Source organism: Synechococcus sp. MU1651, assembly GCF_023630635.1.
In the GTDB taxonomy this organism is placed as follows: Bacteria; Cyanobacteriota; Cyanobacteriia; order PCC-6307; family Cyanobiaceae; genus Parasynechococcus.
On sequence record NZ_JAKUHJ010000024.1, the window covers coordinates 41086 to 65526 of the forward strand.

Annotated in this window: 19 protein-coding genes and 1 pseudogene; 14 read left to right on the forward strand and 6 right to left on the reverse strand. The window is 61.7% G+C overall.

Annotated elements, in window-relative coordinates:
* Positions 1-11 precede the first annotated feature (11 nt).
* The gene (gltB, locus tag NCN05_RS12280; protein ID WP_250398277.1) at positions 12-4613 is read right to left on the reverse strand and encodes a glutamate synthase large subunit; all 4602 of its coding nucleotides are present in this window, start codon (positions 4611-4613) and stop codon (positions 12-14) included.
* A 102-nt stretch (positions 4614-4715) separates the two neighbouring features.
* Between gltB and NCN05_RS12285 the strand changes: the two genes are divergently transcribed.
* The 9 genes from NCN05_RS12285 to NCN05_RS12325 all read left to right on the forward strand — a co-directional run bounded on the left by NCN05_RS12285 (position 4716) and on the right by NCN05_RS12325 (position 13196).
* Positions 4716-6401, forward strand: coding sequence for a phosphodiester glycosidase family protein (locus NCN05_RS12285; protein WP_250398278.1), 1686 nt, complete (start codon positions 4716-4718; stop codon positions 6399-6401).
* Between the two features lie 34 nt (positions 6402-6435).
* A complete protein-coding gene (locus tag NCN05_RS12290; RefSeq protein ID WP_114987195.1) occupies positions 6436-6762 on the forward strand; it encodes a HesB/IscA family protein in 327 nt (108 codons plus the stop codon).
* 72 nt (positions 6763-6834) lie between these two features.
* Positions 6835-7209 carry a 30S ribosomal protein S12 gene (gene rpsL, locus NCN05_RS12295; protein ID WP_006850614.1) on the forward strand — a complete coding sequence of 125 codons (375 nt, stop codon included), beginning with the start codon at positions 6835-6837 and terminating at the stop codon, positions 7207-7209.
* A gap of 41 nt (positions 7210-7250) precedes the next feature.
* Positions 7251-7721, forward strand: coding sequence for a 30S ribosomal protein S7 (gene rpsG, locus NCN05_RS12300; RefSeq protein ID WP_006849937.1), 471 nt, complete (start codon positions 7251-7253; stop codon positions 7719-7721).
* An 89-nt stretch (positions 7722-7810) separates the two neighbouring features.
* Complete coding sequence (gene fusA, locus NCN05_RS12305; protein WP_250398279.1) at positions 7811-9886, forward strand: elongation factor G; 2076 nt, start codon at positions 7811-7813, stop codon at positions 9884-9886.
* Positions 9887-9930: 44 nt separating this feature from the next.
* Positions 9931-11130 (forward strand): elongation factor Tu, encoded by a 1200-nt coding sequence (gene tuf / locus NCN05_RS12310; protein WP_115080435.1) that lies wholly within the window; start codon positions 9931-9933, stop codon positions 11128-11130.
* 121 nt (positions 11131-11251) lie between these two features.
* Positions 11252-11572: a 30S ribosomal protein S10 gene (gene rpsJ / locus NCN05_RS12315; RefSeq protein ID WP_011363346.1), complete on the forward strand. Its 321-nt coding sequence runs from the start codon at positions 11252-11254 to the stop codon at positions 11570-11572.
* 56 nt (positions 11573-11628) lie between these two features.
* Entirely contained in the window at positions 11629-12264 is a 636-nt protein-coding gene (locus NCN05_RS12320; protein WP_114987187.1) for an LON peptidase substrate-binding domain-containing protein, read from the forward strand.
* Positions 12264-13196 carry a methyltransferase domain-containing protein gene (locus tag NCN05_RS12325; RefSeq protein ID WP_250398280.1) on the forward strand — a complete coding sequence of 311 codons (933 nt, stop codon included), beginning with the start codon at positions 12264-12266 and terminating at the stop codon, positions 13194-13196. Before NCN05_RS12320 ends, NCN05_RS12325 begins: the two co-directional genes overlap by 1 nt.
* A gap of 20 nt (positions 13197-13216) precedes the next feature.
* Here the strand turns inward: NCN05_RS12325 and pheA are convergent, their stop codons facing one another.
* Complete coding sequence (pheA, locus tag NCN05_RS12330) at positions 13217-14059, reverse strand: prephenate dehydratase (protein WP_250398281.1); 843 nt, start codon at positions 14057-14059, stop codon at positions 13217-13219.
* 31 nt (positions 14060-14090) lie between these two features.
* Between pheA and NCN05_RS12335 the strand changes: the two genes are divergently transcribed.
* Positions 14091-14687, forward strand: a complete 597-nt coding sequence (locus NCN05_RS12335) for a DUF1997 domain-containing protein (protein ID WP_250398282.1) — start codon at positions 14091-14093, stop codon at positions 14685-14687.
* Here NCN05_RS12335 and NCN05_RS12340 read toward each other — a convergent pair.
* The 3 genes from NCN05_RS12340 to NCN05_RS12350 form a co-directional block, all read right to left on the reverse strand.
* Complete coding sequence (locus NCN05_RS12340; RefSeq protein ID WP_250398283.1) at positions 14634-15233, reverse strand: ribonuclease HII; 600 nt, start codon at positions 15231-15233, stop codon at positions 14634-14636. The two genes, NCN05_RS12335 and NCN05_RS12340, sit on opposite strands and share 54 nt — an antisense overlap.
* A gap of 5 nt (positions 15234-15238) precedes the next feature.
* Complete coding sequence (locus NCN05_RS12345) at positions 15239-17179, reverse strand: Rne/Rng family ribonuclease (protein WP_250398284.1); 1941 nt, start codon at positions 17177-17179, stop codon at positions 15239-15241.
* Positions 17180-17436: 257 nt separating this feature from the next.
* The gene (locus tag NCN05_RS12350; RefSeq protein ID WP_250398285.1) at positions 17437-20100 is read right to left on the reverse strand and encodes a TIGR03960 family B12-binding radical SAM protein; all 2664 of its coding nucleotides are present in this window, start codon (positions 20098-20100) and stop codon (positions 17437-17439) included.
* Between the two features lie 53 nt (positions 20101-20153).
* On the opposite strand from NCN05_RS12350, the gene NCN05_RS12355 reads away from it, so the two are divergent.
* From NCN05_RS12355 to NCN05_RS12365, 3 genes are read left to right on the forward strand one after another with little or no spacing between them, the layout of a single operon-like run.
* Positions 20154-21380 carry an LL-diaminopimelate aminotransferase gene (locus NCN05_RS12355; RefSeq protein ID WP_250398286.1) on the forward strand — a complete coding sequence of 409 codons (1227 nt, stop codon included), beginning with the start codon at positions 20154-20156 and terminating at the stop codon, positions 21378-21380.
* 47 nt (positions 21381-21427) lie between these two features.
* Positions 21428-21748 (forward strand): ATP-dependent Clp protease adapter ClpS, encoded by a 321-nt coding sequence (clpS, locus tag NCN05_RS12360; protein WP_115161566.1) that lies wholly within the window; start codon positions 21428-21430, stop codon positions 21746-21748.
* 4 nt (positions 21749-21752) lie between these two features.
* Positions 21753-22625: a CPBP family intramembrane glutamic endopeptidase gene (locus tag NCN05_RS12365; RefSeq protein WP_250398287.1), complete on the forward strand. Its 873-nt coding sequence runs from the start codon at positions 21753-21755 to the stop codon at positions 22623-22625.
* Here NCN05_RS12365 and NCN05_RS12370 read toward each other — a convergent pair.
* On the reverse strand, positions 22565-24154 hold the full coding sequence (locus NCN05_RS12370; RefSeq protein ID WP_250398288.1) for a photosystem II high light acclimation radical SAM protein: 1590 nt from the start codon (positions 24152-24154) through the stop codon (positions 22565-22567). The two genes, NCN05_RS12365 and NCN05_RS12370, sit on opposite strands and share 61 nt — an antisense overlap.
* Positions 24155-24325: 171 nt before the next feature.
* Here NCN05_RS12370 and NCN05_RS12375 point away from each other — a divergent pair.
* Positions 24326-24441, forward strand: a pseudogene (locus NCN05_RS12375) (photosystem II q(b) protein); the annotation flags it as partial.

Below are 24441 nucleotides of genomic sequence, written 5' to 3' on the forward strand. Positions count from 1 at the left end.
TGGGGACGGCGCTAGGCCGCCACAGCCTGCTTGTCAGCCAATCCCATCGCCTCCCGCTCACTGGGGGGGACCAACACCTTGAAGCGACCCTTCGCCGCAGACCAATCGGCCAGGAGAGCAGCAGCCTTCTCACTTCCCGTGAGCGCCACATGCCGTTCCAGCAGACCCTTCAGCAGCGACTCCTGCTCATGGGTGGTGATGGTGCAGACCTCAACAATCTCTGGGTTCACCCGAGGAGCGACACGCCCCTCCTCATCCAGCAGGAAGGTCACTCCACCGGTCATGCCAGCGCCGACATTGCGGCCGGTGCTGCCGAGAACAACGACAACGCCACCGGTCATGTACTCACAGCAGTGGTCACCAGCTCCCTCCACAACCGTGCGGGCGCCGCTGTTGCGAACACCGAAGCGCTCACCAGCCCGGCCATGGGCAAACAACTCACCGCCGGTGGCCCCGTAGAGACAGGTGTTGCCGAGGATCACCTGGTCACCGGGAGAGGCACAACCGTCTGATGGCACCAGGGTGATGCAACCACTGTTCATGCCCTTGCCCACGTAGTCGTTGGCTTCGCCTTCCAGACGAACCTGCATGCCCTGCACCAGGAAGGCCCCGAAGCTCTGGCCTGCTGCCCCCCGGAAGGTGAGATCGAGCTGTCCCTTGAAGCCGCGGTTGCCATGGCGCTGGGCGATTTCACCGGCCAGACGGGCACAAACACTGCGATCGGTGTTGATGATCTCGATGCTGCGGCTGATGGAACCGTGGTTCTCCAGGGCAGCCATCAGTTCAGCGTCGGCGAGGAGCTGATCCTCAAGGATCGGTCCGTTGCCGTGGGCCTCGTCGCTGTGGCGAAGCCAAGAGCGATCTTCGGCGCCGCTGATCGGGGCCAGCAGGCTGGAGAGATCCACACCCTTGGTCTTAGCCAGATCAACCGAGCGGGCCTGGAGCAGATCGGTGCGACCGATCAGCTCCTCGAGGCGGGTGACGCCGAGCAGGCTCATCAGCTGACGCACTTCCTCGGCGACGTACCAGAAGAAATTGACGACATGCTCAGGAATGCCGGTGAAACGCTTGCGCAGGTTCTCCTTCTGCGTGGCCACTCCCACAGGGCAGTTGTTGGTGTGACAAACGCGAGCCATGACGCAGCCCTCGGCGATCATTGCGATCGAGCCGAAGCCGTATTCCTCCGCCCCCAGAAGGGCAGCGATCACCACATCCCAGCCTGTTTTCAAACCTCCGTCGGCGCGCAACAGAACCCGATCGCGCAAACCGTTTTCCACCAGGGAACGATGCACCTCGGTGAGGCCCAGTTCCCAGGGGCTGCCGGCGTGCTTGATCGAACTCAGGGGAGAGGCACCGGTGCCACCGTCGTGACCGGAGATCTGGATCACATCGGCGTTGGCCTTGGCCACACCCGCAGCGATGGTGCCAATCCCGATCTCGGCCACCAGCTTCACGCTCACGGGAGCAGCGGGATGCACCTGATGCAGGTCATGGATCAACTGCGCCAGGTCTTCAATCGAATAGATGTCATGGTGTGGCGGCGGTGAAATCAAGGCCACACCTGGCTTGCTGTTGCGCAACCAGGCGATGTACTTGTCGACCTTGGGCCCTGGCAGCTGACCGCCTTCACCGGGCTTGGCGCCCTGGGCCACCTTGATCTCCAGCTGCTTGCCGCTGCGCAGGTATTCCGCCGTCACACCGAAACGGCCTGAAGCCACCTGCTTGATTGCCGAGCAGGCGGTGTCCCCATTGCGCAAACCACCAATGCTGGGGAATGAAGCGGAACGGCCCTCGCCATCCACATCCTTGAGGATCTGGAAGCGGGCAGGGTCTTCGCCGCCTTCGCCGCTGTTGCTCTTGCCGCCGATGCGATTCATCGCCACGGCCAACACTTCATGGGCTTCGCGGGACAAAGCGCCCAGGCTCATGCCGCCCGTGCAGAAGCGGGTGCAGATGCTCTCGACGCTCTCCACTTGATTCAGGGGCACTGGGGTGGGTGCCAACTTGAACTCCAGCAGGTCCCGCAGGGCCATCACGGGTCGGTTCTCCAACAAGGCCTGGTAAGTGGAGAAATGGTCGTAACCAGGGCCCTGAGCCACCGCCTTGTGGAGCGCCTTCGAGAGCTCGGGATTGTTGCGGTGGTACTCAGCACCACTGCGGTACTGAACGAAGCCCATGAATTCGAGCTTGCTGCGGTTGAGCTCAGGGAAAGCCTTGGCGTGCATCGAGAGCGTTTCGTTCGCCAGCTCGGCCAGCGTCATGCCGGCAACACGGCTGGTCGTTCCGGTGAAGGCGGTCTCCACCACATCCGCTCCCAGGCCGATCGCTTCAAAGATCTGAGCGCCGTGGTAGCTGGCCAGCAATGAAATTCCGATCTTGGAGAGGATCTTGCGCAGGCCGTTCTCCAGTGACTCACGAACGTTGGACTGGGCTTGATTGGCATCCAGGGCGGGCAATTTGCCCTGTTCGATCCGCTTCTTGGTCTTGGGGTGATCCAGCCAGTGGCGGGTGGTCTCCCAGGTGAGCCAGGGGCAGACGGCACTGGCGCCATAACCAATCAGGCAGGCCATGTGATGGGTGCTCCAGCACTGGGCCGTATCCACCACCAGAGAGCACTGCAGCCGCAGCTTCTGGCGCAGCAGATGGTGATGAACAGCACCCACGGCCAGCAAGGCCGGCATCGCCACCGTTGTGGGAGTCAGCGGGGCAGCCGCCCCCGTGCCATCGACCCGGTCAGACAGCACCAGAACTTGGGCTCCGTCACGCACCGCCTGTTCCGCAACGCTGCACAGCGCCGCGATGGCCTGTTGCAGGCCTCCCGCACATGACTCCACAGCCACCTGGGTGGAGACCGTCTTGGCGGGCAAACCCTGCTCACCGATGGCCGCCAGTTCCGCCTCGTTCAAAACGGGCGTCTCCAGATGGATGACGGAGGCAGCTTCCGGCTGAGGCTTCAGGGCGGGCCGGCGCTCACCCAGGTGCATCTCCAGGCTCATCACCAGCTTTTCCCGCAGGGGGTCGATCGGAGGGTTGGTGACCTGGGCGAAACGCTGCTTGAAGTAGTCGTAAAGCAGGTGGGGCTTGTCGGAGAGCACCGCCAGAGGGATGTCATCGCCCATGCAGTAGGTCGGCTCTTTGCCGAGGGCAGCCATGTCCTCGATGATCAGATCGAAGTCTTCGGCGGTGAACCCCATCGCGGTCTGTAACCGCAGCAGATCGAGTTCACCCACCTGCCGGTCCTGGGTCCAGGGCTGGGGCGCCACGCCGCGGCGATGCTTCTGCAGCCAATCGGCGTAGGGGAAGCGCTGCGCCGCGTCTTCCTTCACCGACCAGTTGTCGAGCAACTCGCCGCGTTCAAGATCGACAGCCACCATCTGACCAGGGCCAAGACGACCTTTCTGAACAATCGTCTTGCCGCTGAGATCCACCACGCCGGTCTCCGATCCCATGATCACGAAGCCGTCAGCGGTGGTGCACCAACGCGCCGGACGCAGCCCATTGCGATCGAGCGTTGCACCCACTCGCTTGCCGTCGGCGAACACCAACAGGGCCGGGCCGTCCCAGGGTTCCTGAATGCCCGCGTTGAATTCGTACATCGCCGTCACATCGGGACGGCTGTCGAGATCGGGCTGATTGCGAAACGCTTCGGGCACCAGTGTGATCAGGCTGTCGGTGATCGACCGCCCACTGCGCACCATCAATTCCAGAGTGGCGTCCAGGTTGGCGGAATCGCTGAAGGCAGGGTTCACCACCGGAATCAGGTCATCAGCCGCCTCACCCCAGACGTTCTCGAGGCTGGCTTCTGAAGCCTTGGCCCAGTTGAGGTTGCCCAGCAGCGTATTGATTTCGCCGTTGTGCCCCAGAAGCCGCATGGGCTGAGCCAGGGGCCAGCGCGGCAGGGTGTTGGTGCTGAAACGGCGGTGATACACCGCAAAACTCACCTCAAATCGTGTGTCCTGCAGGTCGGCATAAAACTGCGCCAGCACCTCGGATCGCACCATTCCCTTGTAAACAACCGTCCGGCTGCTCAGGGAGGCGACATAAACGTCCTGGGCCACCTCAGCACCCAGAGCAGCCCGCACACGGGCACCGATACGGCGCCGCAACCGCAGCAGCTGGCCATCAAAGGTTGCGTCGTCGGCATCACCATTCAGCACCCACTGCTCGATCACGGGGGCTGTGGCACGAGCCAAAGGCCCGAGAACCGCAGGGTCGACAGGCACCGTTCGCCATCCCAGAGGCTGCAAGCCAAGGGCTTTGGCCTCTTCATCACACAGGCCCCGCACCTCAGCACGACGGCTGGCATCGGTCGGCATGAACATCATGCCGAGGCCCCGTGCTGCAGCCGCCTCGGGCCAGACGGCTTTCAGATACGACCAGGGAATTTCACACAACACCCCCGCGCCGTCTCCGGAGTCGCCATCTCCCCCGCAACCGCCACGGTGCTCCATGCATCCCAGACCACGCAGGGCCTGCTGCAGCACCCAGTGACTGGCCTGCCCCTGGAGCTGGGCCAGGAAACCAACGCCACACGCATCCTTCTCGCCCGCAACAACCTCGGGTGCAGGGCTGTCGCAGTAAGGCCAGACAGCGGAACGGATGGCGTCAGACATAGGGAACTTAACCGGACGATCGCATGGGCCTGCAGCTTCGAGCTCTGCAGAATCCATCTCGAGGGACGATCCTAGGCAGGCGCCTCTCCGCCAAGGCATTTCATGCTGGCCTTTGCCCCACTTCCCGCGCCACCGCCTGAGCTTCGCCCTGTGTCGAACCAGAGCGGTGAGGAGGTGCTGATCGGGAAAGAGCGCAGCAAAGCGATTTGGCTCTGGCGGGGCAGCGACGCAGATCCGGAGGAACTGTGGCTGCCCTTGGAGGTTCTGGAATCCCGTCTGGGTTTCCGGCGGGTGTCCCGTCTCGATGGAGAAGCATTGGAATGGTTTGGTCGAACGGTCGCATTGACCGCATTGGCGACCCGTTCACTCGGTGATGAAGTCGGCCTCGAAGTGAGCGACTGGCTGGCCACGACTGGCGTCCGCACCCAAGTGAGGGGAAAGACCCTGGAGCTTCGGCTGCCCCTACCAAAGGTGAACAACCTGCGCCGCGGCAAGGGTTCAACCGCCGATCGGTTGGTGCTGGACCTGAACGGTCCCGCCCTGGTGCAGCGCTTGAACGGCGACCTGTTGCTGGAGCTCAAGCTGTCGCGGACCCAGCAACGTCAACTCAAGGCATGGGGGCTCTCGCCACAGCTGCATCGCCACGGCGGCCTTGTGCTGAAGGGACAAGCCACCAAGCTGAGGAGCCTGAGCCTGGCGTCCCCTTGGCGGGTGGTGCTGGATGGTGTGCAGACCGGTGGTCGCCGCCCGGTCCAGCGCGCACGTCTCCCCCTCCGCAACCCAGCCGTGGCCGAGTGGCTGAGGCGGGGCTTCGTCCTGGAGCAACGCACCATCAAGGTGGGGGTGAAACCGATTCAGGTGTTCCGTGCCGGCGGACGGCTGAACCGTCTCGGCATCACCCTTCAGCCCCTGGTCAAAGCCGAGCAGCAACAGGGTCTGCGTTTTCTGCCTCAGCTCTCCCAACCCGCCGGGGCACTGGTCGCAGTGAACGGAGGCTTTTTCAACCGGATCAACCAACTCCCCTTGGGGGCCGTGCGGCATCAGGGGGTCTGGCTGTCCGGTCCGATCCTGAACCGCGGTGTGATCGCTTGGGGATCCTCAGGGGATCTGCAGTTCGGCCGGCTGCGTCTGAATCAGACGCTGCAGGTGAACAACGGTCGCCGTTGGAGCCTCATGGCACTCAACAGCGGCTACGTCCAGAAGGGGCTGAGCCTCTACACACCTGCATGGGGGCCCCGCTACCGGGCCCTGAGCGGCGAGGAGGAAGCACTGTTGATTCGCGGCGGCCGCGTCGAAGCAACGGTCGACAAGAACAGCCTGCAACGCGGCATCGCCATCCCCAAAGACGCTGAATTGGTGGTAGCCCGGGGACGCACGCCGCTGCCAGCACGGCCTGGTGATCGGATCCAGGTGACCGAAAGATCACTCTCTCCCCTCGCGCAACAACCCAATGTTCTGGGCGGCGGTCCACTGCTGATGCAGAACGGCAACGTGGTGCTGAATGGACGCCAGGAGGGATTCAGCCCTGGCTTCATGAGCTTGGCGGCACCAAGAACGGTGGTGGCCCAGGGGCCGAGCGGTCAGTGGCTGATGACCTTGCGTGGCGCTGCCGGCAGTGATCCCACCCTTGTGGAAACAGCCCTGGCAGCCCAGCAACTGGGGCTGCGCGATGCCTTGAACATGGATGGCGGCAGCTCCACAACCCTCGTGGTGGCCGGACGCACCGTGATGAATGGGCGAAGCAGCACCCCAAGAGTCCACAACGGTCTGGGACTCATCCCCCTCTGAGACCTGCAACAGTGGGGGCCCCGAGGAACTGAGCATGGCTGCCAATCTGCGGCTGACCGCTGCCGCTGCTGCCGAGCTAGGGCGACAGGCGGCCGTTGCGGGAACGCCGGGGCAGATGCATCTCGATCTCACGCCTGGCGAATGCGCACAACATGTGCTGCGCATCCGGGCAGGACATCTGGCCGGCGTTGCGATCGCAAGGGCCGATGGCGTGACCCTGCACGCCCCTGCAGAACAGCTCAAATTGCTTGAAGGCCTTTGCCTGGACTACCGCGGCGACCTCAGTGGTGGTGGTTTTCTGATCCGCAACAGCGATGGGGTTGAACCCTGTGCCTGCGGCAGTGCCTTCAGCCGCCTTTGAGGGGGGACCGTCACCCGGTATCGTGGTCGATTGTCGAATCAGGTCGGGAGTCCGACCGCTCACCGACCATCGATGCCAACCATCCAACAGCTGATCCGCACTGAGCGCTCACGCCTCAAGGCCAAGACCAAGTCCCCGGCTTTGAAGTCCTGCCCTGAGCGTCGCGGTGTTTGCACCCGCGTTTACACCTCAACGCCCAAAAAGCCGAATTCGGCGCTGCGCAAGGTGGCTCGTGTTCGCCTGACCTCTGGCTTTGAGGTCACGGCCTACATCGGCGGTGTCGGTCACAACCTGCAGGAGCACTCGGTGGTGTTGATCCGCGGCGGTCGTGTCAAAGACCTCCCTGGCGTCCGCTACCACATCATCCGCGGAACCCTGGATACCGCTGGCGTGAAAGACCGGCGTCAGTCCCGCTCCAAGTACGGCGCCAAGGCTCCGAAGGAGTGATCACCGGTTTCTTCCCCATCCCCATCAAGTTCTGATCCCTAATGTCACGCCGCAACGCCGCTGAGAAGCGCCCGATTCTTCCCGACCCGCAGTTCAACAGCCGCCTCGCCACGATGATGGTGGTGCGCCTGATGCAGCACGGCAAGAAGTCGACAGCGCAACGGATCCTGTCCGACGCGTTCGGCCTGATCAACGAGCGCACCGGCGGAGATCCGCTCGAACTGTTCGAAACAGCTGTCAAGAACGCCACCCCCCTGGTGGAAGTGCGCGCCCGCCGTGTTGGTGGTGCCACCTATCAGGTGCCCATGGAAGTGCGCCAGGAGCGCGGCACCGCCATGGCTCTGCGCTGGCTGGTGAGCTTCTCCCGTGCCCGCAACGGCCGCAGCATGGCCCAGAAGTTGGCTGGCGAACTGATGGATGCCGCCAACGAGGCTGGCAACGCCGTTCGCAAGCGCGAAGAAACCCACAAGATGGCCGAAGCCAACAAGGCTTTCGCCCATTACCGCTACTGAGCCTCGCAGGCCAGCCATCAACACAGATGTTCATGGCTGGCCTGTAGAGTCTCTCCGCCTTTTCACGCCCCACCCCCGGAGAATTTCCTGTGGCCCGCGACTTCCCCCTGGAACGCGTCAGAAATATTGGTATCGCTGCTCACATCGATGCCGGCAAAACCACCACGACAGAACGGATCCTGTTCTATTCCGGTGTGGTTCACAAAATCGGCGAGGTGCATGACGGCGCCGCCGTGACCGACTGGATGGCCCAGGAACGGGAGCGTGGCATCACGATCACCGCAGCTGCCATTTCGACGTCCTGGCAGGACCATCGGATCAACATCATCGACACGCCTGGCCACGTGGACTTCACCATTGAGGTGGAGCGCTCCATGCGTGTGCTGGATGGTGTGATCGCCGTCTTCTGCGCCGTTGGTGGCGTTCAGCCCCAATCGGAAACCGTCTGGCGGCAGGCCGATCGCTATTCCGTTCCCCGGATGGTGTTCGTGAACAAGATGGACCGCACCGGTGCGGACTTCCTCAAGGTTCACGGCCAGATCAAGGATCGCCTCAAAGCCAACGCTGTTCCGATCCAGCTTCCGATCGGTGCTGAAGGTGAGCTCAGCGGCATCATCGATCTCGTTGCCAACAAGGCCTACATCTATAAGAACGATCTCGGCACCGACATCGAAGAAGCCGACGTGCCGGCCGACATGGCCGACGAGGTCGCCGAATGGCGGAACACCTTGATGGAGACCGTCGCCGAAACCGATGAGGCGCTGATCGAGAAGTTCCTCGAATCCGGCGAACTCAGCGTTGACGAGCTCAAGAAAGGCATCCGTGAGGGCGTGCTCAAGCACGGTTTGGTGCCCATGCTCTGCGGCTCCGCCTTCAAGAACAAAGGTGTGCAGCTGGTGCTCGACGCTGTGATCGACTACCTGCCTGCTCCCGTCGACGTCCCCCCCATCCAGGGTGTGCTCCCCGATGGCAGCGAAGCGGTGCGTCCGTCCGACGACAACGCCCCCTTCAGCGCCCTTGCCTTCAAGGTGATGGCGGATCCCTACGGCAAGCTCACCTTCGTGCGGATGTACTCCGGCATCCTCGAGAAGGGCAGCTACGTGCTCAACTCCACCAAAGGTGAGAAGGAGCGCATCTCCCGCCTCGTGGTGCTCAAGGCTGATGACCGTGAGGAAGTCGACGCACTGCGTGCCGGCGACCTCGGTGCGGTGCTCGGACTGAAGAACACCACCACGGGTGACACCCTCTGCACCCAGGACGATCCGATCGTTCTCGAGACCCTGTTCATCCCTGAACCGGTGATCTCCGTGGCTGTTGAGCCGAAGACCAAGGGCGACATGGAGAAGCTCTCCAAGGCCCTGGTTGCTCTGGCTGAAGAGGACCCCACCTTCCGCGTTAACACCGACTCAGAGACCGGCCAGACCGTGATCGCCGGCATGGGCGAACTCCACCTGGAAATCCTGGTGGACCGCATGCTGCGTGAGTTCAAGGTGGAAGCCAACATCGGCGCACCTCAGGTGTCCTACCGCGAAACCATCCGTGGTTCCGCAGGTGGCGAGGGCAAGTTCTCCCGTCAGACCGGTGGTAAGGGCCAGTACGGCCACGTTGTGATCGAGATGGAACCGGGCGAGCCCGGCTCCGGCTTCGAATTCGTCAACAAGATCGTGGGCGGTGTCGTTCCGAAGGAATACATCAAGCCCGCCGAGCAGGGCATGAAGGAGACCTGCGAATCCGGTGTGATCGCCGGATACCCCCTCATCGATGTGAAATGCACCCTGGTGCATGGCTCTTATCACGACGTCGACTCCTCGGAGATGGCGTTCAAGATCGCCGGATCCATGGCCTTCAAGGACGGCGTCAAGAAGTGCAACCCTGTGCTGCTTGAGCCGATGATGAAGGTCGAGGTCGAAGCTCCCGAGGATTTCCTCGGTTCGATCATCGGCGACCTGTCCTCCCGTCGAGGTCAGGTTGAGGGCCAGTCCGTCGAAGACGGCACGTCCAAAATCTCGGCCAAGGTGCCCCTTGCCGAGATGTTCGGTTACGCCACCGAGCTCCGCTCCATGACCCAGGGCCGGGGCATTTTCTCGATGGAATTCGACAACTACGCCGAAGTTCCTCGCAATGTGGCCGAGGCCATCATTTCCAAGAATCAGGGCAATTCCTGATCTCTAAACTCCTCCAAATCCAACCCTCGATTCTTTAAACACCCATGGCACGCGAGAAGTTCGAAAGGAACAAGCCCCACGTCAACATCGGCACCATCGGCCACGTTGACCACGGCAAGACCACCCTCACCGCTGCGATCACCAACGTGCTCGCCAAGAAGGGTCAGGCTGAAGTGCAGAACTACGCCGACATCGATGGCGCCCCTGAAGAGCGTGAGCGCGGCATCACCATCAACACCGCTCACGTTGAGTACGAGACCGAGACCCGTCACTACGCCCACGTGGACTGCCCTGGCCACGCGGACTATGTGAAGAACATGATCACCGGTGCCGCTCAGATGGACGGCGCCATCCTGGTGTGTGCCGCCACCGACGGCCCTATGGCCCAGACCAAGGAGCACATCCTGCTTGCCAAGCAGGTGGGCGTTCCCGCTCTGGTTGTTGCACTCAACAAGTGCGACATGGTCGATGACGAAGAGATCATCGAACTGGTGGAGATGGAGATCCGCGAACTGCTCTCCAGCTACGACTTCCCCGGCGACGACATCCCCGTGGTTCAGGTCTCTGGCCTGAAGGCCATCGAGGGCGAGGCTGAGTGGGAAGCCAAGATCGAGGAACTGATGGCGGCTGTTGACGCCAGCATCCCTGAGCCTGAGCGGGAAGTGGACAAGCCCTTCCTGATGGCAGTGGAAGACGTCTTCTCCATCACCGGTCGCGGCACCGTGGCCACCGGCCGGATCGAGCGCGGCATCGTCAAGGTCGGCGAAGAGATCGAAATCGTCGGCATCAAGGACACCCGCAAGACCACCGTCACCGGTGTGGAAATGTTCCGCAAGCTGCTCGATGAGGGCATGGCTGGCGACAACGTTGGTCTGCTGCTGCGCGGCATCCAGAAGGAAGAGATCGAGCGCGGCATGGTGCTCGTGAAGCCCGGTTCCATCACCCCTCACACCAAGTTCGAGGGTCAGGTGTACGTGCTCAAGAAGGAAGAAGGCGGCCGCCACACTCCCTTCTTCGCTGGCTACCGCCCGCAGTTCTACATCCGTACAACGGACGTGACCGGCCAAATCACTGCCTTCACCGCGGAAGACGGTTCCAACGTGGAAATGGTGATGCCTGGTGACAACATCCAGATGACCGGTGAGCTGATCTGCCCCGTCGCCATCGAGCAAGGCATGCGCTTCGCTATTCGCGAAGGCGGCCGCACCATCGGTGCTGGCGTGGTCTCCAAGATCATCGAGTGATCAGCGCAAGCTGAACCACACGGCAGGAGATGGAGGGGCTCAGCCCCCCATCTCCTACATTTCTCAGAACCTCGACAACTGAAGTCCTGCTTAGATCTCGAAGCTTTTTCGCTCCCTTCCTATGTCCACTGCCATCGCCCAGCAGAAGATCCGCATCCGCCTGAAGGCGTTCGACCGACGCATGCTCGATCTTTCTTGCGAGAAAATCATTGAAACGGCCGATAACACCGCTGCAACCGCGATCGGTCCGATCCCCCTGCCCACGAAACGCAAGATCTACTGCGTTCTGCGCTCTCCCCACGTGGACAAGGACTCCCGCGAGCACTTCGAGACCCGCACCCACCGTCGGATCATCGACATCTACAGCCCCTCGGCCAAAACCATCGATGCGCTGATGAAGCTTGATCTCCCCAGTGGTGTGGACATCGAAGTGAAGCTCTGATCCGTTCGATCAGAACTTCATTTTCCTAGGATTCAGTTGCCTACAACACGGCGTTCGTGTCCGATTTTTCTGTGAGGGAGCTTCCCCTGTTCCCCCTGCCGGACGTCGTGTTGTTCCCGCAGCAGCTCCTGCCGCTGCACATTTTTGAATCGCGTTATCGGATGCTTCTCCAGACGGTTCTGGAGACCGACAAACGATTCGGCATCGTTCGCATCAACCCCGAGAACGGCGAAATGGCCGAAATCGGTTGCTGCGCTGAGGTGCTTCAGCACCAAACAACAGAAGACGGTCGCAGCTACATCGTTTCGCTGGGCCAACAGCGGTTCCGGCTGCTCAACATCACCCGGGAAACGCCCTACCGAACAGGGATGGTGAGCTGGCTGGAGGATGAGCCCGTGGCCGACACCGACCAGCTCAACAGCCTGAGGGACAAGGTGAGCGAAGCCTTGAGCGACGTCGTTCAGCTGACTAGCAAACTGCAGAACCGAGAGGTGGAACTGCCTGACGATCTGCCTGATCTACCGCGGGAACTCTCCTTCTGGATCAGCGCCCATCTGGATCAGGCCGCTTCGGAGCAACAGAGTCTTCTGGAACTAACCGACACCCACGAACGGTTGAGTCAGCAATTTGAAATGTTGGATCACACCCGACGCCAACTGGCAGCCCGCACTGTGTTGATGGATCTGAAGTGATGTTGGGATCTCTGTTAGTGGTGGCCGGGGCCATTGGAGCCACCGGAGTTGCGCTGTGGCTTCGCCGCGACCGGCGCTATGAATCGTCGGAGAGTGTCGCCTCCGCCTACGACGCCTGGACGGAAGACCGCTTGCTGGAGCAGCTCTGGGGAGAGCATGTCCATCTCGGCCATTACGGGACCCCGCCCGGCTCCTGCGACTTTCGCGAAGCCAAGGAAGCCTTCGTCCACGAGCTGGTGCGATGGAGCGGTCTGGACCAACTCCCCGCCGGCAGCCGGGTGCTGGATGTGGGATGCGGCATCGGTGGCAGTGCCCGAATCCTGGCGCGGGATTACGGGTTGAACGTTCTCGGCATCAGCATCAGCCCTGCCCAGGTGGAACGAGCCACACAACTCACCCCATCCGGCCTGAGCTGCCGCTTCCAGGTGATGGACGCCTTGGATCTTCAACTACCCGATCAGACCTTTGATGCGGTTTGGAGTGTGGAGGCCGGGCCCCACATGCCAGACAAGCAGCGTTATGCCGATGAGCTGCTGCGGGTGATGCGACCGGGGGGTCTGCTTGCAGTGGCCGACTGGAACCGCCGGGATCCATCTGACGGCGGCATGACGCGAACCGAACGCTGGGTGATGCGTCAGCTGCTCAACCAATGGGCCCACCCTGAATTCGCCAGCATCAAGGGGTTCCGCCAGAACCTCGACAACAGCGTGCACCAGCGTGGCGAGATCGTCACCGGTGACTGGACCCAGGCCACGCTCCCCTCATGGATTGACTCCATCATCGAGGGCGTCCGCCGTCCCTGGGCGGTGCTCAGCCTGGGACCGAAAGCGGTCCTGCAAGGCCTGAGAGAAACGCCGACGTTGCTGCTGATGCACTGGGCCTTCGCCACCGGTCTGATGCAATTCGGCGTCTTCCGGATCAGAAAAGGTTGATTTTCAAAAGCCACTGATCCTCAACAGCCGCTCAAATCGCTGGAGGGGTAAGCCCCGAAATGGGCGAGATGTTCACACAGAGGCTGCAACTGGGCAATCAAGTCCGCCAGCGCCGTTGACGGAGCCGGCGGAAGATCCACATCCACAAAGAACACGTATTCCCCCAGCTCCCGTTTGGACGGTCGCGATTCAATCCGGCTCATGTTCAAGCCCCGCTCAGCCAAACAGGCCAGAGCCTCCAGCAAAGCCCCCGGCGCATTGCGATGCAGCGAGAACGCCAGACTGGCCACATCGCCATGCTCACTTCGCTGGCCACGACGCAACAGCAGAAAACGGGTGCGGTTGCCCGCAACATCATTCACAGGGAACGCCAGCTGATCCAACCCGTGTTCACGGGCAGCGGTCTGGGAGGCGATCGCAGCCCGGAAGGGACTGCCTGCCACCATGCGAGCTGCTTCAGCCGTGGATGAGGTGGGCAGTTGCAAGGCGTCGGGCAGATGCTGGGCCAACCAGCCACTGCACTGGGCCAGAGCCTGCGGGTGGGAGAGCACTTCGGTGACTTTGCTGAGTGGCCCACTCCCCAGCAGAGCGTGCTGAATCGGCAGCACCAAAGCCCTGCGGATACAGAGCTCCGGATGGGACCACAGCGCATCGAGGGTCGCTGTCACCCCACCTTCAACCGAGTTCTCGATCGGGACAACGGCTGCATCACACTGCCCTCCGGCCAGCTGTTCCACCACCGATCGGAGCCCCACGCAGGGAACGAGCTGGACATCCTCGAGAGCGTCCTGTTCGATCAACACCCGGGCGGCCTGCTCGCCATAGGTCCCGACTGGGCCAAGGAATGCGAGACGTGTAGGCATCGAAGCCGCACTGGATGGACTCGATAAGATCATGCCGCGTCAGGTGAAGACCATGCCCCTGGCCTTCGAAGCCAGTCAAAAGCTTGATCTGCCTGTCCGAACCGGAGCAGAGCGGCTTCCCGCTTACCTGCTGGAGGAGGAGCGCGTCCTTGGGGCCCTGCTGGATGCCAAACAGCTCACCCGCCTGCAGTCAGGGCGCTACCGCTATGTGGTAACCAGCCTGCAGGTCTTCCAGCTCCACGTGAAACCCGTGGTGTCCCTCCAGATCCACATGGAAGGCGACACCTTGGTGATGCAGGCCCTCGACTGCGAACTGGAGGGTCTGGGGATTGTTGATGACTTCGCCCTGAACCTGGAAGCACGGCTGACGTCCACACCCGACGGACTTCAGGGACATGCCCATCTTTCGGTGAGCGTCAGCCAGCCATCGCTGCTGAAGCTGATCCCCAAACGGGTGCTGGAATCAACGGGCGAATCAATCTTGAGTGGCATCCTCATTGGCATCAAAGCCCGGGTTGGCCAGCAACTGATCGACGACTACCGCAGCTGGTGCCGGGAAACCTACGGGCAAGGCTCAACCGAGCAGACGCCTCAAGAACGTGTGCCGATGCAGGGGCGTAGGACCTGAGGCCATCAAGCTCTGACGATGTTGCGCCGTGCCGTAGCCCGCATGGCGCTCGAGGCCGTAACCAGGAAAGCGAGCCGATAAGCGCCGGATGAGTGCATCCCTGGCCTCCTTGGCCAGAACACTCGCCGCAGCAATGGCCGCTGATCGGCTGTCCCCTGCGATCACCGTGCGCTGCGGGCCCTGCCACAGCCGAAGTGGAAGGTTGCCATCCACCAGCACGAGCCCAGGGCGCTGCGGCAATCGCTGCAGCGCCCGCAACATGGCGCGTTCCGTGGCAACGCGGATGCCGCAGGCGTCAATTTCGCGCGCTGACGCTTGGCCCAGACCGGATGCCACACAAAGCGACTGGATCACCGGAACCAGAGCAGCCCGACGCTTGGCTGACAGTTTTTTGCTATCGGTCAGCCCTGCCTTCAACAGCTCTTCAGCAGCTGAGCCTTCGAGCATCACAGCAGCCGCAAACACAGGACCGAACAAGCAACCGCGACCGACTTCATCCACACCAGCCACGTCCCGCCCGAGGGGTAGGGAGTCCTGCGCGGTCATCCGACTCAGACCGTGGCGACAGCCGAGGAGCGGCGACGGCGACGGCGAGGCTCATCAGGCTCAGCTGTTTCCGCCACGGCCACAGGCTCGGGCTCAGCCGGTTCGCTGATGGGGGCCGGTTCTGGTTCGGTGATCGTCAGGTTGGTCACCGCCTCCAAGGGGGTGATCTCCACCATCAGGGGAGCCGACTCATCCGGGGCGGATGAGGTGACGACAACAGGCGTCTCAGCGGCAGGAGTCGCAGTGGGCTGACTCGCCCCGTTGCGGGACCCTGAACGACCACCCCGTCCGCCACGACGACGGCGGCGTCCGGAACTGGCCGCCAATTGCTGACGCGCCGCCTCCAGCACCTCCTGCTCGTCCTCGCCAGGACGCACAACCCGGACCACCACGTTGTCGGATGCAGGGGGCTCCTCCAGCAACAGGGCAGGGTTCAATCCCAGCCAACCAAACAGCTGCTGTTGCTCGTCGGTCATCGGGACGGCAACCAATTCAGGGTCCTGACGACGGGCGGTCGCTGGCTCCTGAGCCTCTTGGGTCGACACCTCAGGGGCAGTGGTATCGGACGTCTCGACAGGAAGGACGGCATCCTGACTGCCACGCGCTCGACCACCGCGCCGCCGCCGGCCATTGCCACCGCTCTCTCCAGGCGCAACAACTTCGGCGCGGGCAGAGGCCGCCGAGCGAACCAATCCTGTGGCCGTCGCCAGAGGTTGAAGCAGGTCTTTGCCGGGGAGAACGGCCACATGGCCCAGACCACCACAGCTGGGGCAAGCCCGACCGAACAGTTCATAGATGTTCTGCCCTTGACGCTTGCGGGTGAGTTCCACCAGGCCCAGTTCGCTGAGCTGTGCGATCTGCGGGCGGGCTGAGTCGTCACGGACGGCTGTCGTGAAATGCTCCAGCAGCTGGAGCTGATCACGACGGGAATCCATATCGATGAAGTCGATGATGATCACCCCACCGATGTTGCGAAGCTTGAGCTGGCGAGCGATTTCGATCGCCGCCTCACAGTTGGTCCACAGGACGGTTTCGCGCGCATTGGCCGATCGTGTGAACGAGCCCGAGTTCACATCGATCACCGTGAGCGCTTCAGTGGGCTCGATGATCACGTAGCCACCGGACGGCAGATCAACCCGCGGCTTCAGCGCATCGCGGATGGCGGAATTGACCTTGTAGTGCTCCAGCAACTCGCTGGGTTCACTGTGAGCCTCCACCAGCACATTGCCGGCTTCGGCACCAAGGAAACTGCTCACACGGTTCACAGCGGCGGCATCGTCCACCACAACCCGGGCCAGATCCGGGCCCATGTGGTCCCGAAGAATCCGATGGATGAAGTCTTCATCGCGGTTGAGCAGCACCGGCGGTGCAGCCGTTTCAGCGGCTTGCTGAATCGCCTCCCACTGGCGCAGCAAGGATTCCAGATCCTCAATCAACAGCTCTTCGCTGATGCCGTCGGCTTCCGTACGGATCAGCAGGCCGGCTCCAGGCGGCTTGATCAGAACACCAAGGGCACGCAGTCGGTTCCGTTCTGCATCAGAACTGATGCGCCTGGAGATGTTGACCCCCTGGCCATGGGGCTGAAGCACCAGGTAGCGACCTGGCAGAGCAAGATTTCCCGTCAACCGTGGGCCTTTGGTGCCGGTCGGTTCTTTCATCACCTGAACCAGAACCTTCTGGCGAGGCTCCAGAAGTTCAGTGATCCCAGCTGAACCTTTCTTCAGACGCAGCGGTCCAAGATCGGTAACATGGATGAACCCGTTTTTCTCACTCTCACCGATATTGACGAAGGCGGCATCAATGCCTGGCAGAACATTTTCGACCGTTCCTAAATAGACATCTCCGATCTGATAACGACCCTGCGCGACGATCAGTTCATCAACACGTTCATCGGTCAGCACTGCTGCGATGCGCAGCTGCTCCGCGATGACAATTTGCTGGGGCATAACAGGACTGGTTGAGCCCGATTGAGGGCCAAATCCGTTGAGGAACCTGCCGGTTCTCCCTCACGGGTTGATGGAAAGATCTGAGGTGGTCAGCAAGACCAAAAGGTTGCGGAGCAAGAACTCCTATGACTCAGGCTTGGGGGTTCCAAAAAAGACCGCCGTGCAAGCCGTGATGTGGACCTCGATATCCGTGTTGGATCAGACAAGACCGGAACAAGGTTGGCCCCGATGGACGAAACACCTGTTCTGTAGCCAAATTAGCACTGCGCACTGAGGAGCAGGGCCTCTCGCCCCAAGCGTTGCACCTGCAAGGGCTGACCAACGGTCTCAGCCAGCCAGTGCTGAATCTGAGCAGGGCGCAAGCTTCGGCCCATCTCATCCACCGCCGCTTCCAAGCGAAGCCGAACGGATCCATTGGCGTTCTGATCCGTCACCTGCAGCGCCTTCAACGCGGGGCGGCAATCCCGTTCCCGAGGGCGGCCCTTCTTGTCGGTGTCGTGCCAAACCAAGGTTGTGGCCTGCAGGAGCTGATTCACCGCCGCATTCCAATCCAATGGCATCGGGGCCTGCTCCTGCGGCACGAGATCAAAACACCAAATGGCCCCCGTCAGTTCTTGCGAAAGGCTCTTGCCACTGACGGGAACCTCGGCTGCCGCCAGAAGCTGAATGCCCTCCGGCAGCAACGGCTGAAGCGTCTTGCGGAAGTGGTTGGGATCCAGAGCCTCGGTGAATTCCAGATCCATCCACTCGCTCTGGGCTTCAGCACCGAGGGGAAGTGCCAAAGCGATCTGAATCCGCGGCAGTGGATGAAACCCACCGGTGAAGCTGATCGGAAGCGCACTGCGACGCAAGGCCCGCTCGAGCATGCGCATCAGATCAAGATGGCTGAGCAGCGCCATCGATCCCGTTTTGGCGAATTGCACCCGGATCCGGCACACCCGTTCACTGGGCGGTGCCTGGGTCGGCACCTGGGTTGGCACCTCAGGAGCGGGAACCACCACGTTGTGCCCGAGATCCGGGCCGCAGACCCCACAACTGCTGCAACCATCAAAGGAGCAGTCGGGCACAACCGCCGCTGCCAGAGCCCGTTGCAGATCATCCGCCAGCCAGGCTTTGTCGATGCCGGTGTCGATGTGATCCCAGGGGAGCGGCTGAGCACAGAACGCTTCCAGATCCTCCCGATCCAGCGCAGCCACAGCACTCCAGCCCCCCACCTCCATCTCCCGGTAACGCCCCTCCAGGCCGGCATCCGCGATGGCTCCGGTCCAGGCGGCGTAGGTGCGATCCAGCGACTCGAACCAGGCATCCATGCCGGCACCAGCTCGCCAGGCCGCCTCGATCACCGGGGCAAGGCGCCGATCGCTGCGGCCCACAAAATCCTCCATGGCCGAAAGCCGCACATCGGTGAAATTCACCTTCACGCCGCGCAAACGCCTGAAGGCCTCCTTGAGCAGCACCTGGCGCCGCTCAAACTCAGCCGTGGAGACGCTGTGCCACTGAAAAGGGGTGTGGGGCTTGGGCGTGAAATTGCTGATCGTGATGTTCAGGTTCAGCCGACCCAGGTCACGGCAACGCTGCTGGAGCATCACGCAGGTCTCGGCAATGCCGAGAACATCGGCATCCGTCTCACCGGGGAGGCCGATCATGAAGTACAGCTTCACCTTGCGGTATCCGTTCTGCATGGCCGTGCGGATGCCATGCAGCAGGTCGTCATCGGTGAGGCCCTTGTTGACGATGTCGCGGAGTCGCTGTGTCCCGGCCTCCGGGGCGAAGGTGAGACCCGCTTTCCGCGTGCCGCCAAGGATGTGGGCAATGTCTTCATCGAAGCGATCCACCCGCTGGCTGGGCAGTTGAAGCGTGACGTTCTGATCCGCCAGGCGGTTGCGCAACTCCACCCCCACCGCCGGCAGCGCCAGATAGTCGCTGCAGCTCAAGGAGAGCAGCGAGAAATCGCTGTAGCCGGTTTGTTTCATGCCGGTCTCCACTGCCTCGATCACCGCTTCGGGTTCCACATCCCGAGCCGGTCGCGTCAACATTCCGGGCTGGCAGAAGCGACAACCCCGGGTGCAACCGCGGCGAATCTCCACCGTGAGACGGTCATGCACAGTTTCCACATGGGGCACAAGACCCATGGCGTAGTGGGGCATTGGCGTCGCCACACGGCGAAGAACCCGTGCCGGGACATCAGGATGAAGCGGCTCGAGGGTGACCCCATCGGCGCCCGTTCCATAGAGCGCAGGCACGTAAACGCCGGGAACCTGGGCCAGATCCCGCAGCAATTGCGATCGCGTCAATCCATCCGCTTTGGCTTGCGCCACCACCAGACCGATTTCGGGCAACAGCTCCTCACCGTCACCCAGAGCGATGAAGTCGAAAAACGGGGCATAGGGCTCTGGATTGCTGGTGGCGGTAGGACCACCAGCGAAAATCAGAGGAGGTGCTGCAGGATCACTCAGGGGCAAGTCGCCCCGATCAGCGGCGCGGATGGGCACCTGCGCCAGATCCAGCATCTCAAGGATGTTGGTGGCGCCGAGTTCGTAACTGAGGCTGAAACCCAGGATGTCGAAGGCCGGCAAAGGCCGACGGCTTTCCACGGCAAACAACGCCTGGGTACGTTCCCGCAAGCGGCCTGCCAGATCGGCCGCTGGAAGATAGGCGCGATCACACAACTGCCCGGGGACGGCATTGAGGATCGAATAAAGAATGATGTGGCCCAGGTTGCTGGAGCCAACCTCGTAGATCTCGGGGTAGGTGAGCGCCCAGCGAACCGACGCTGTCTGCCAGTCACGTGGTTCAACCCCTAACTCGTGCCCCATGTAGCGGGCCGGTTTGTTGATGCCGCTGTCCACCAGGGCATGAAAATCAACCGGGTGATCCAGGGATGAGACGACCACGTCGGATGTCCTGACTCCTGAGGTCATCGTATGGAGCTGCCGACACGGCAGGATGCCCCGCAGAAATAGCTCCCGATTCCGTGGTTCAGGTCAACGGCAACTACCTCAAGCTCAAAGCGGGCTACCTGTTCCCTGAGATCGGTCGACGCGTCAAAGCATTCAGCAGCGCCAATCCCGAGGCAGCGCTGATCCGCCTGGGCATCGGTGATGTCACGGAACCCCTGCCGCTGGCCTGCCGTGAAGCCATGAAAACCGCCATCGATGCGATGGGCACCGCCGAAGGCTTCCATGGCTATGGCCCGGAACAGGGCTATGGCTGGCTGCGGGAGGCCATCGCCAAACACGACTTCCAAGCCCGAGGGTGCGACATCAGTGCCGAGGAAATTTTTGTTTCCGACGGCTCCAAGTGCGACAGCAGCAACATCCTCGACATCCTCGGCGAGGGCAACAAGGTGGCCGTCACGGACCCCGTCTACCCGGTGTACGTGGACAGCAACGTGATGGCTGGCCGCACCGGGGAAGCCGGAGAGATCGGTCGCTACGCGGGACTGACCTACCTACCGATCAGCGCAGACAACGGCTTTGCAGCGCAGATTCCCAGTGAACCGGTCGACCTGATCTACCTCTGCTTCCCCAACAACCCCACCGGTGCCGTCGCCACCCGGGAACAACTCCAGGCCTGGGTGAACTACGCCCGCGCCAATGGCGCACTGATCCTCTTCGATGCTGCCTATGAGGCCTTCATCCAGGACCCTGAACTCCCCCACTCCATCTTCGAGATCGAAGGAGCACGGGACTGTGCCATCGAATTCCGTTCCTTCTCCAAAAACGCTGGCTTCACCGGCACCCGCTGTGCCTTCACCGTGGTGCCCAAAGGGCTGAAAGGCAAAGCGGCCAACGGCGAAGCGGTGGAACTCTGGGGACTGTGGAACCGACGTCAGAGCACCAAGTTCAACGGTGTGAGCTACATCATTCAGCGCGGAGCTGAGGCTGTTTACTCCGAAGCCGGTCAGGCCGAAGTGAAGGCCTTGGTGAGCTTCTACATGGAGAACGCCGCGATCATTCGTCGCGAACTCAGTGCTGCAGGCCTCACCGTCTATGGCGGCGAACACGCTCCCTACGTCTGGATCAAGACCCCTGAGGGCATGGATTCCTGGGGCTTCTTCGACCATCTGCTCAACAAAGCCAACGTGGTGGGCACACCCGGCAGCGGTTTCGGCGCCGCTGGCGAGGGGTATTTCCGCTTGTCGGCCTTCAACAGCCGGGCCAATGTGGATGAGGCTATGGCCCGCATCAAAGCCCTATGAGCCGCTCCCCGTTCGCATTGCCTTTAGATTTCAATCGCTTCGGATCAATGGCCATGGCGGTGGACTCTCCCAGCCAAAAACCAGGTGGTGCAGCTGTTCTGGACAAAGCGCCGGAACGGGTTCGCAAGCGCTCGCCTCGCTACAAGGTGCTGCTCCACAACGATCCGGTGAACTCCATGGAATACGTGGTGGCCACCCTGCAGCAGGTTGTGCCTCAACTCAGCGAGCAGGACTGCATGGCCGTGATGCTGGAAGCCCACAACACTGGAGTGGGCTTGGTGATCGTCTGCGACATCGAACCGGCTGAGTTCTATTGCGAGACGCTGAAATCAAAAGGCTTGACCAGCTCCATCGAGCCTGAGAACTAGAGCGATGCAGCAACCGCTGAACAGGTTCCTCCTGCTTCAGCCAGCCTGGCTGCCCACGGTTCTGTTCATCCCTCTGCTCTATGCAATGGGCTGGCTTGCCGCTGTTCCGCTGACGCTGCTTGGCCTTCCAACGGATCAGCTCTCACTCACCGGAACGGTGCTGAGTTTTGTGCTGTTCCTCCTGGTGATGCCCCGATGGGCAGCCTTGCGGTGGTCCGAATCACGGCCTTGGGCGGCCCTGGGCATCCGCGGAGCCAAACCACAGAAACAACCCGCGCCAGCAGCTGCTCTTCTCAAAGGTCTGCTCATTGCCGCAGGGCTGCTGATGGTGATCACGAGTGTTGTTCTGATCGATGGATCGGGAAATTGGCGGGGCGAAGTGGATGCAACTCAGCTGACGAATGCCGTGTTGCTCTGCCTCGGCGTTGGCTTCGCAGAAGAATTGATTTTCCGCAGCTGGCTCTGGACGGAACTGCAAGAAATGATTGGCTCGCGTCGTGCAGCTTGGGCTCAAGCAGGCATCTTCAGCCTCGTTCACACACGCTTCAACCTGGGGCTGGGGGCCATGGGTGGCCTGCTGATCGGCCTTTTTCTCCTGGGAATGGTGCTGGCCAGACAGCGTCAATCGGACCGGGGGTCACTTTGGGGTTGCATCGGTCTGCATGGCGGGCTTGTCGCTGGATGGTTTCTGCTTCAGAACGGCTTGCTCCAGTTATCCCCCAATGCCCCCCCGTGGTTGGTGGGACCAGGAGGCCATTCCCCGAATCCTCTGGGCGGACTCATCGGAATCCTCAGTTTGCTGATCCTTCTGCTGATTCAGCGAACAGCCGTTGCCAACGCCTTGCGGCCCTCCACCGGAGCACGAAGAGCGTCCTGAAGCGAAGCCACTCCGTAATCCCTTTCGAGGAGTGACATCACCGTGCGACCGAAATCCGCAGGATTGCGATCAAAGGCCTCAAGACACACCCGGCCAAAGGTGCTCCCCATCGGCTCGGGGTTCCAGAGCAGCTTGCGTGCCGTCCACGGCATCATGCTCATCGGGTTGTAACCGGGTTTGATCAGACCCTGATCAAAGCCGTATTGCTCCAAGTGGGTATGGGGCTGCAAACCGATGAAAAAGATCGCTGGCTCAACCAAATCAGCGCCAAAAATGGCCTCCAGCTCACGGTGATAAGCCACGGTCTGGCGGATGGTTTCCGGTCGCTCATCGATCACGTTGAAGGAGTAGTTCACCGACACGTGATCCCGGAAGCCCGCATCCGCCAGCATCCGGCAACTCTCCAGAACAGTGCGGAGGTTGTAGCCCATGCGCATCTTGCGGACGAGCTCCTGCGAGCCGGACGTAATGCCGATCTCGAAATAGCTCATGCCCGTCTCCACCATGAGCTGAGCCAATTCGGGATCCAGATTGTCGGCACGGATGTAGGCGGCCCAACGAATGCCGGTCAGCCCTTCAGCCTTGATCGCCCGCAGCAGTTCCTTGGCGTCTTCGATGTAGCGCCGCGCGGGTATGAACTGGGCATCGGTGAACCAGAAACCACGAACCCCACGGTCGTAAAGCTGGCGCATCTCTTTCACCACCTCATCCACGGGGTTGAGGCGCACCTGCTTGCCTTCCACCACCGTGTAAACGCAATAACAACAGTTATGGGGACAGCCGCGCTTGGTCTGAACTCCTACGTAAAAGTCACCGCCTTCGAGGTACCAGTCGAGCTGGGGCCAGATCGAAGCGATGTAGTCGTAATTGCAGGCGGTTTTGGGCCGACTTTCCGGCTGCTCATGGATCAGGCCTGAACGCGGCTTCTCGCCAACCACGAAGCATCGTTCGCCCTCGAGGGAGTGGCCCTGAATCAACTTCTCGAGCAGCGGCTCCCCCTCACCGATGGAGACCACCGTTCCTTGGGGGAGCGATTTGCCGAGTTGCTCGTAAAACACACTGACAGCTCCCCCGCCAAGCACTGCTCTGGCCGTCGGCTGGTGGCGGCGTGCACGTTTCAAGCCTTGACGCACCAGACGCTGGTTCCTGCGCAGCTCGCCGTAGTGACTGCTCATTAACTGAAGCCCACCCAAGGCTCCATGCAGACGCTTCAGAGGGTTACGGGCGTAGAAGACCTCGAACGAATTCTGAAGAGGGTTGCCCCCCCGCCCATCGACCGGCGCATAGATCTGGATGTCTCTCCACGAGAACACCAGAAGCGTCGGCTGGAACTGGTCAACTGTGGCGTCCAGCACGCGATGGACATCCAGCACCGGCAGAGCAGCGAGATCCAGGATGCGCTGAGGCATCGCCGGGAAGCATTTGTGCAGATGGTCAGCGAGATAGATCGGCCCGATCGGAAAGATCGGATTGCAGGGCAGCCGCACCAGCAACACACGTTCTTGTTGTGGTGCCACGTCAGCTGCCATAGGGCTTTCGGGACGCTAACAAGCGCTGCCGCCAAAGGGGCGGAGAGCCTCTTCACAACAACTTCATCAAGCCGGTGACACACAGCGCAAACTTCCTTTACAATTCCAACCAGGCAGGGCTCTCCTGCCCTTCCTTAAACCGTTCCTTCGGGAACATTTCTTTCCGTTCTCATGACCACCACCCTCCAGCAGCGCTCCGGCGCTTCCAGCTGGCAGGCCTTCTGTGAGTGGGTCACCTCCACCAACAACCGTCTGTATGTCGGTTGGTTCGGTGTGCTGATGATCCC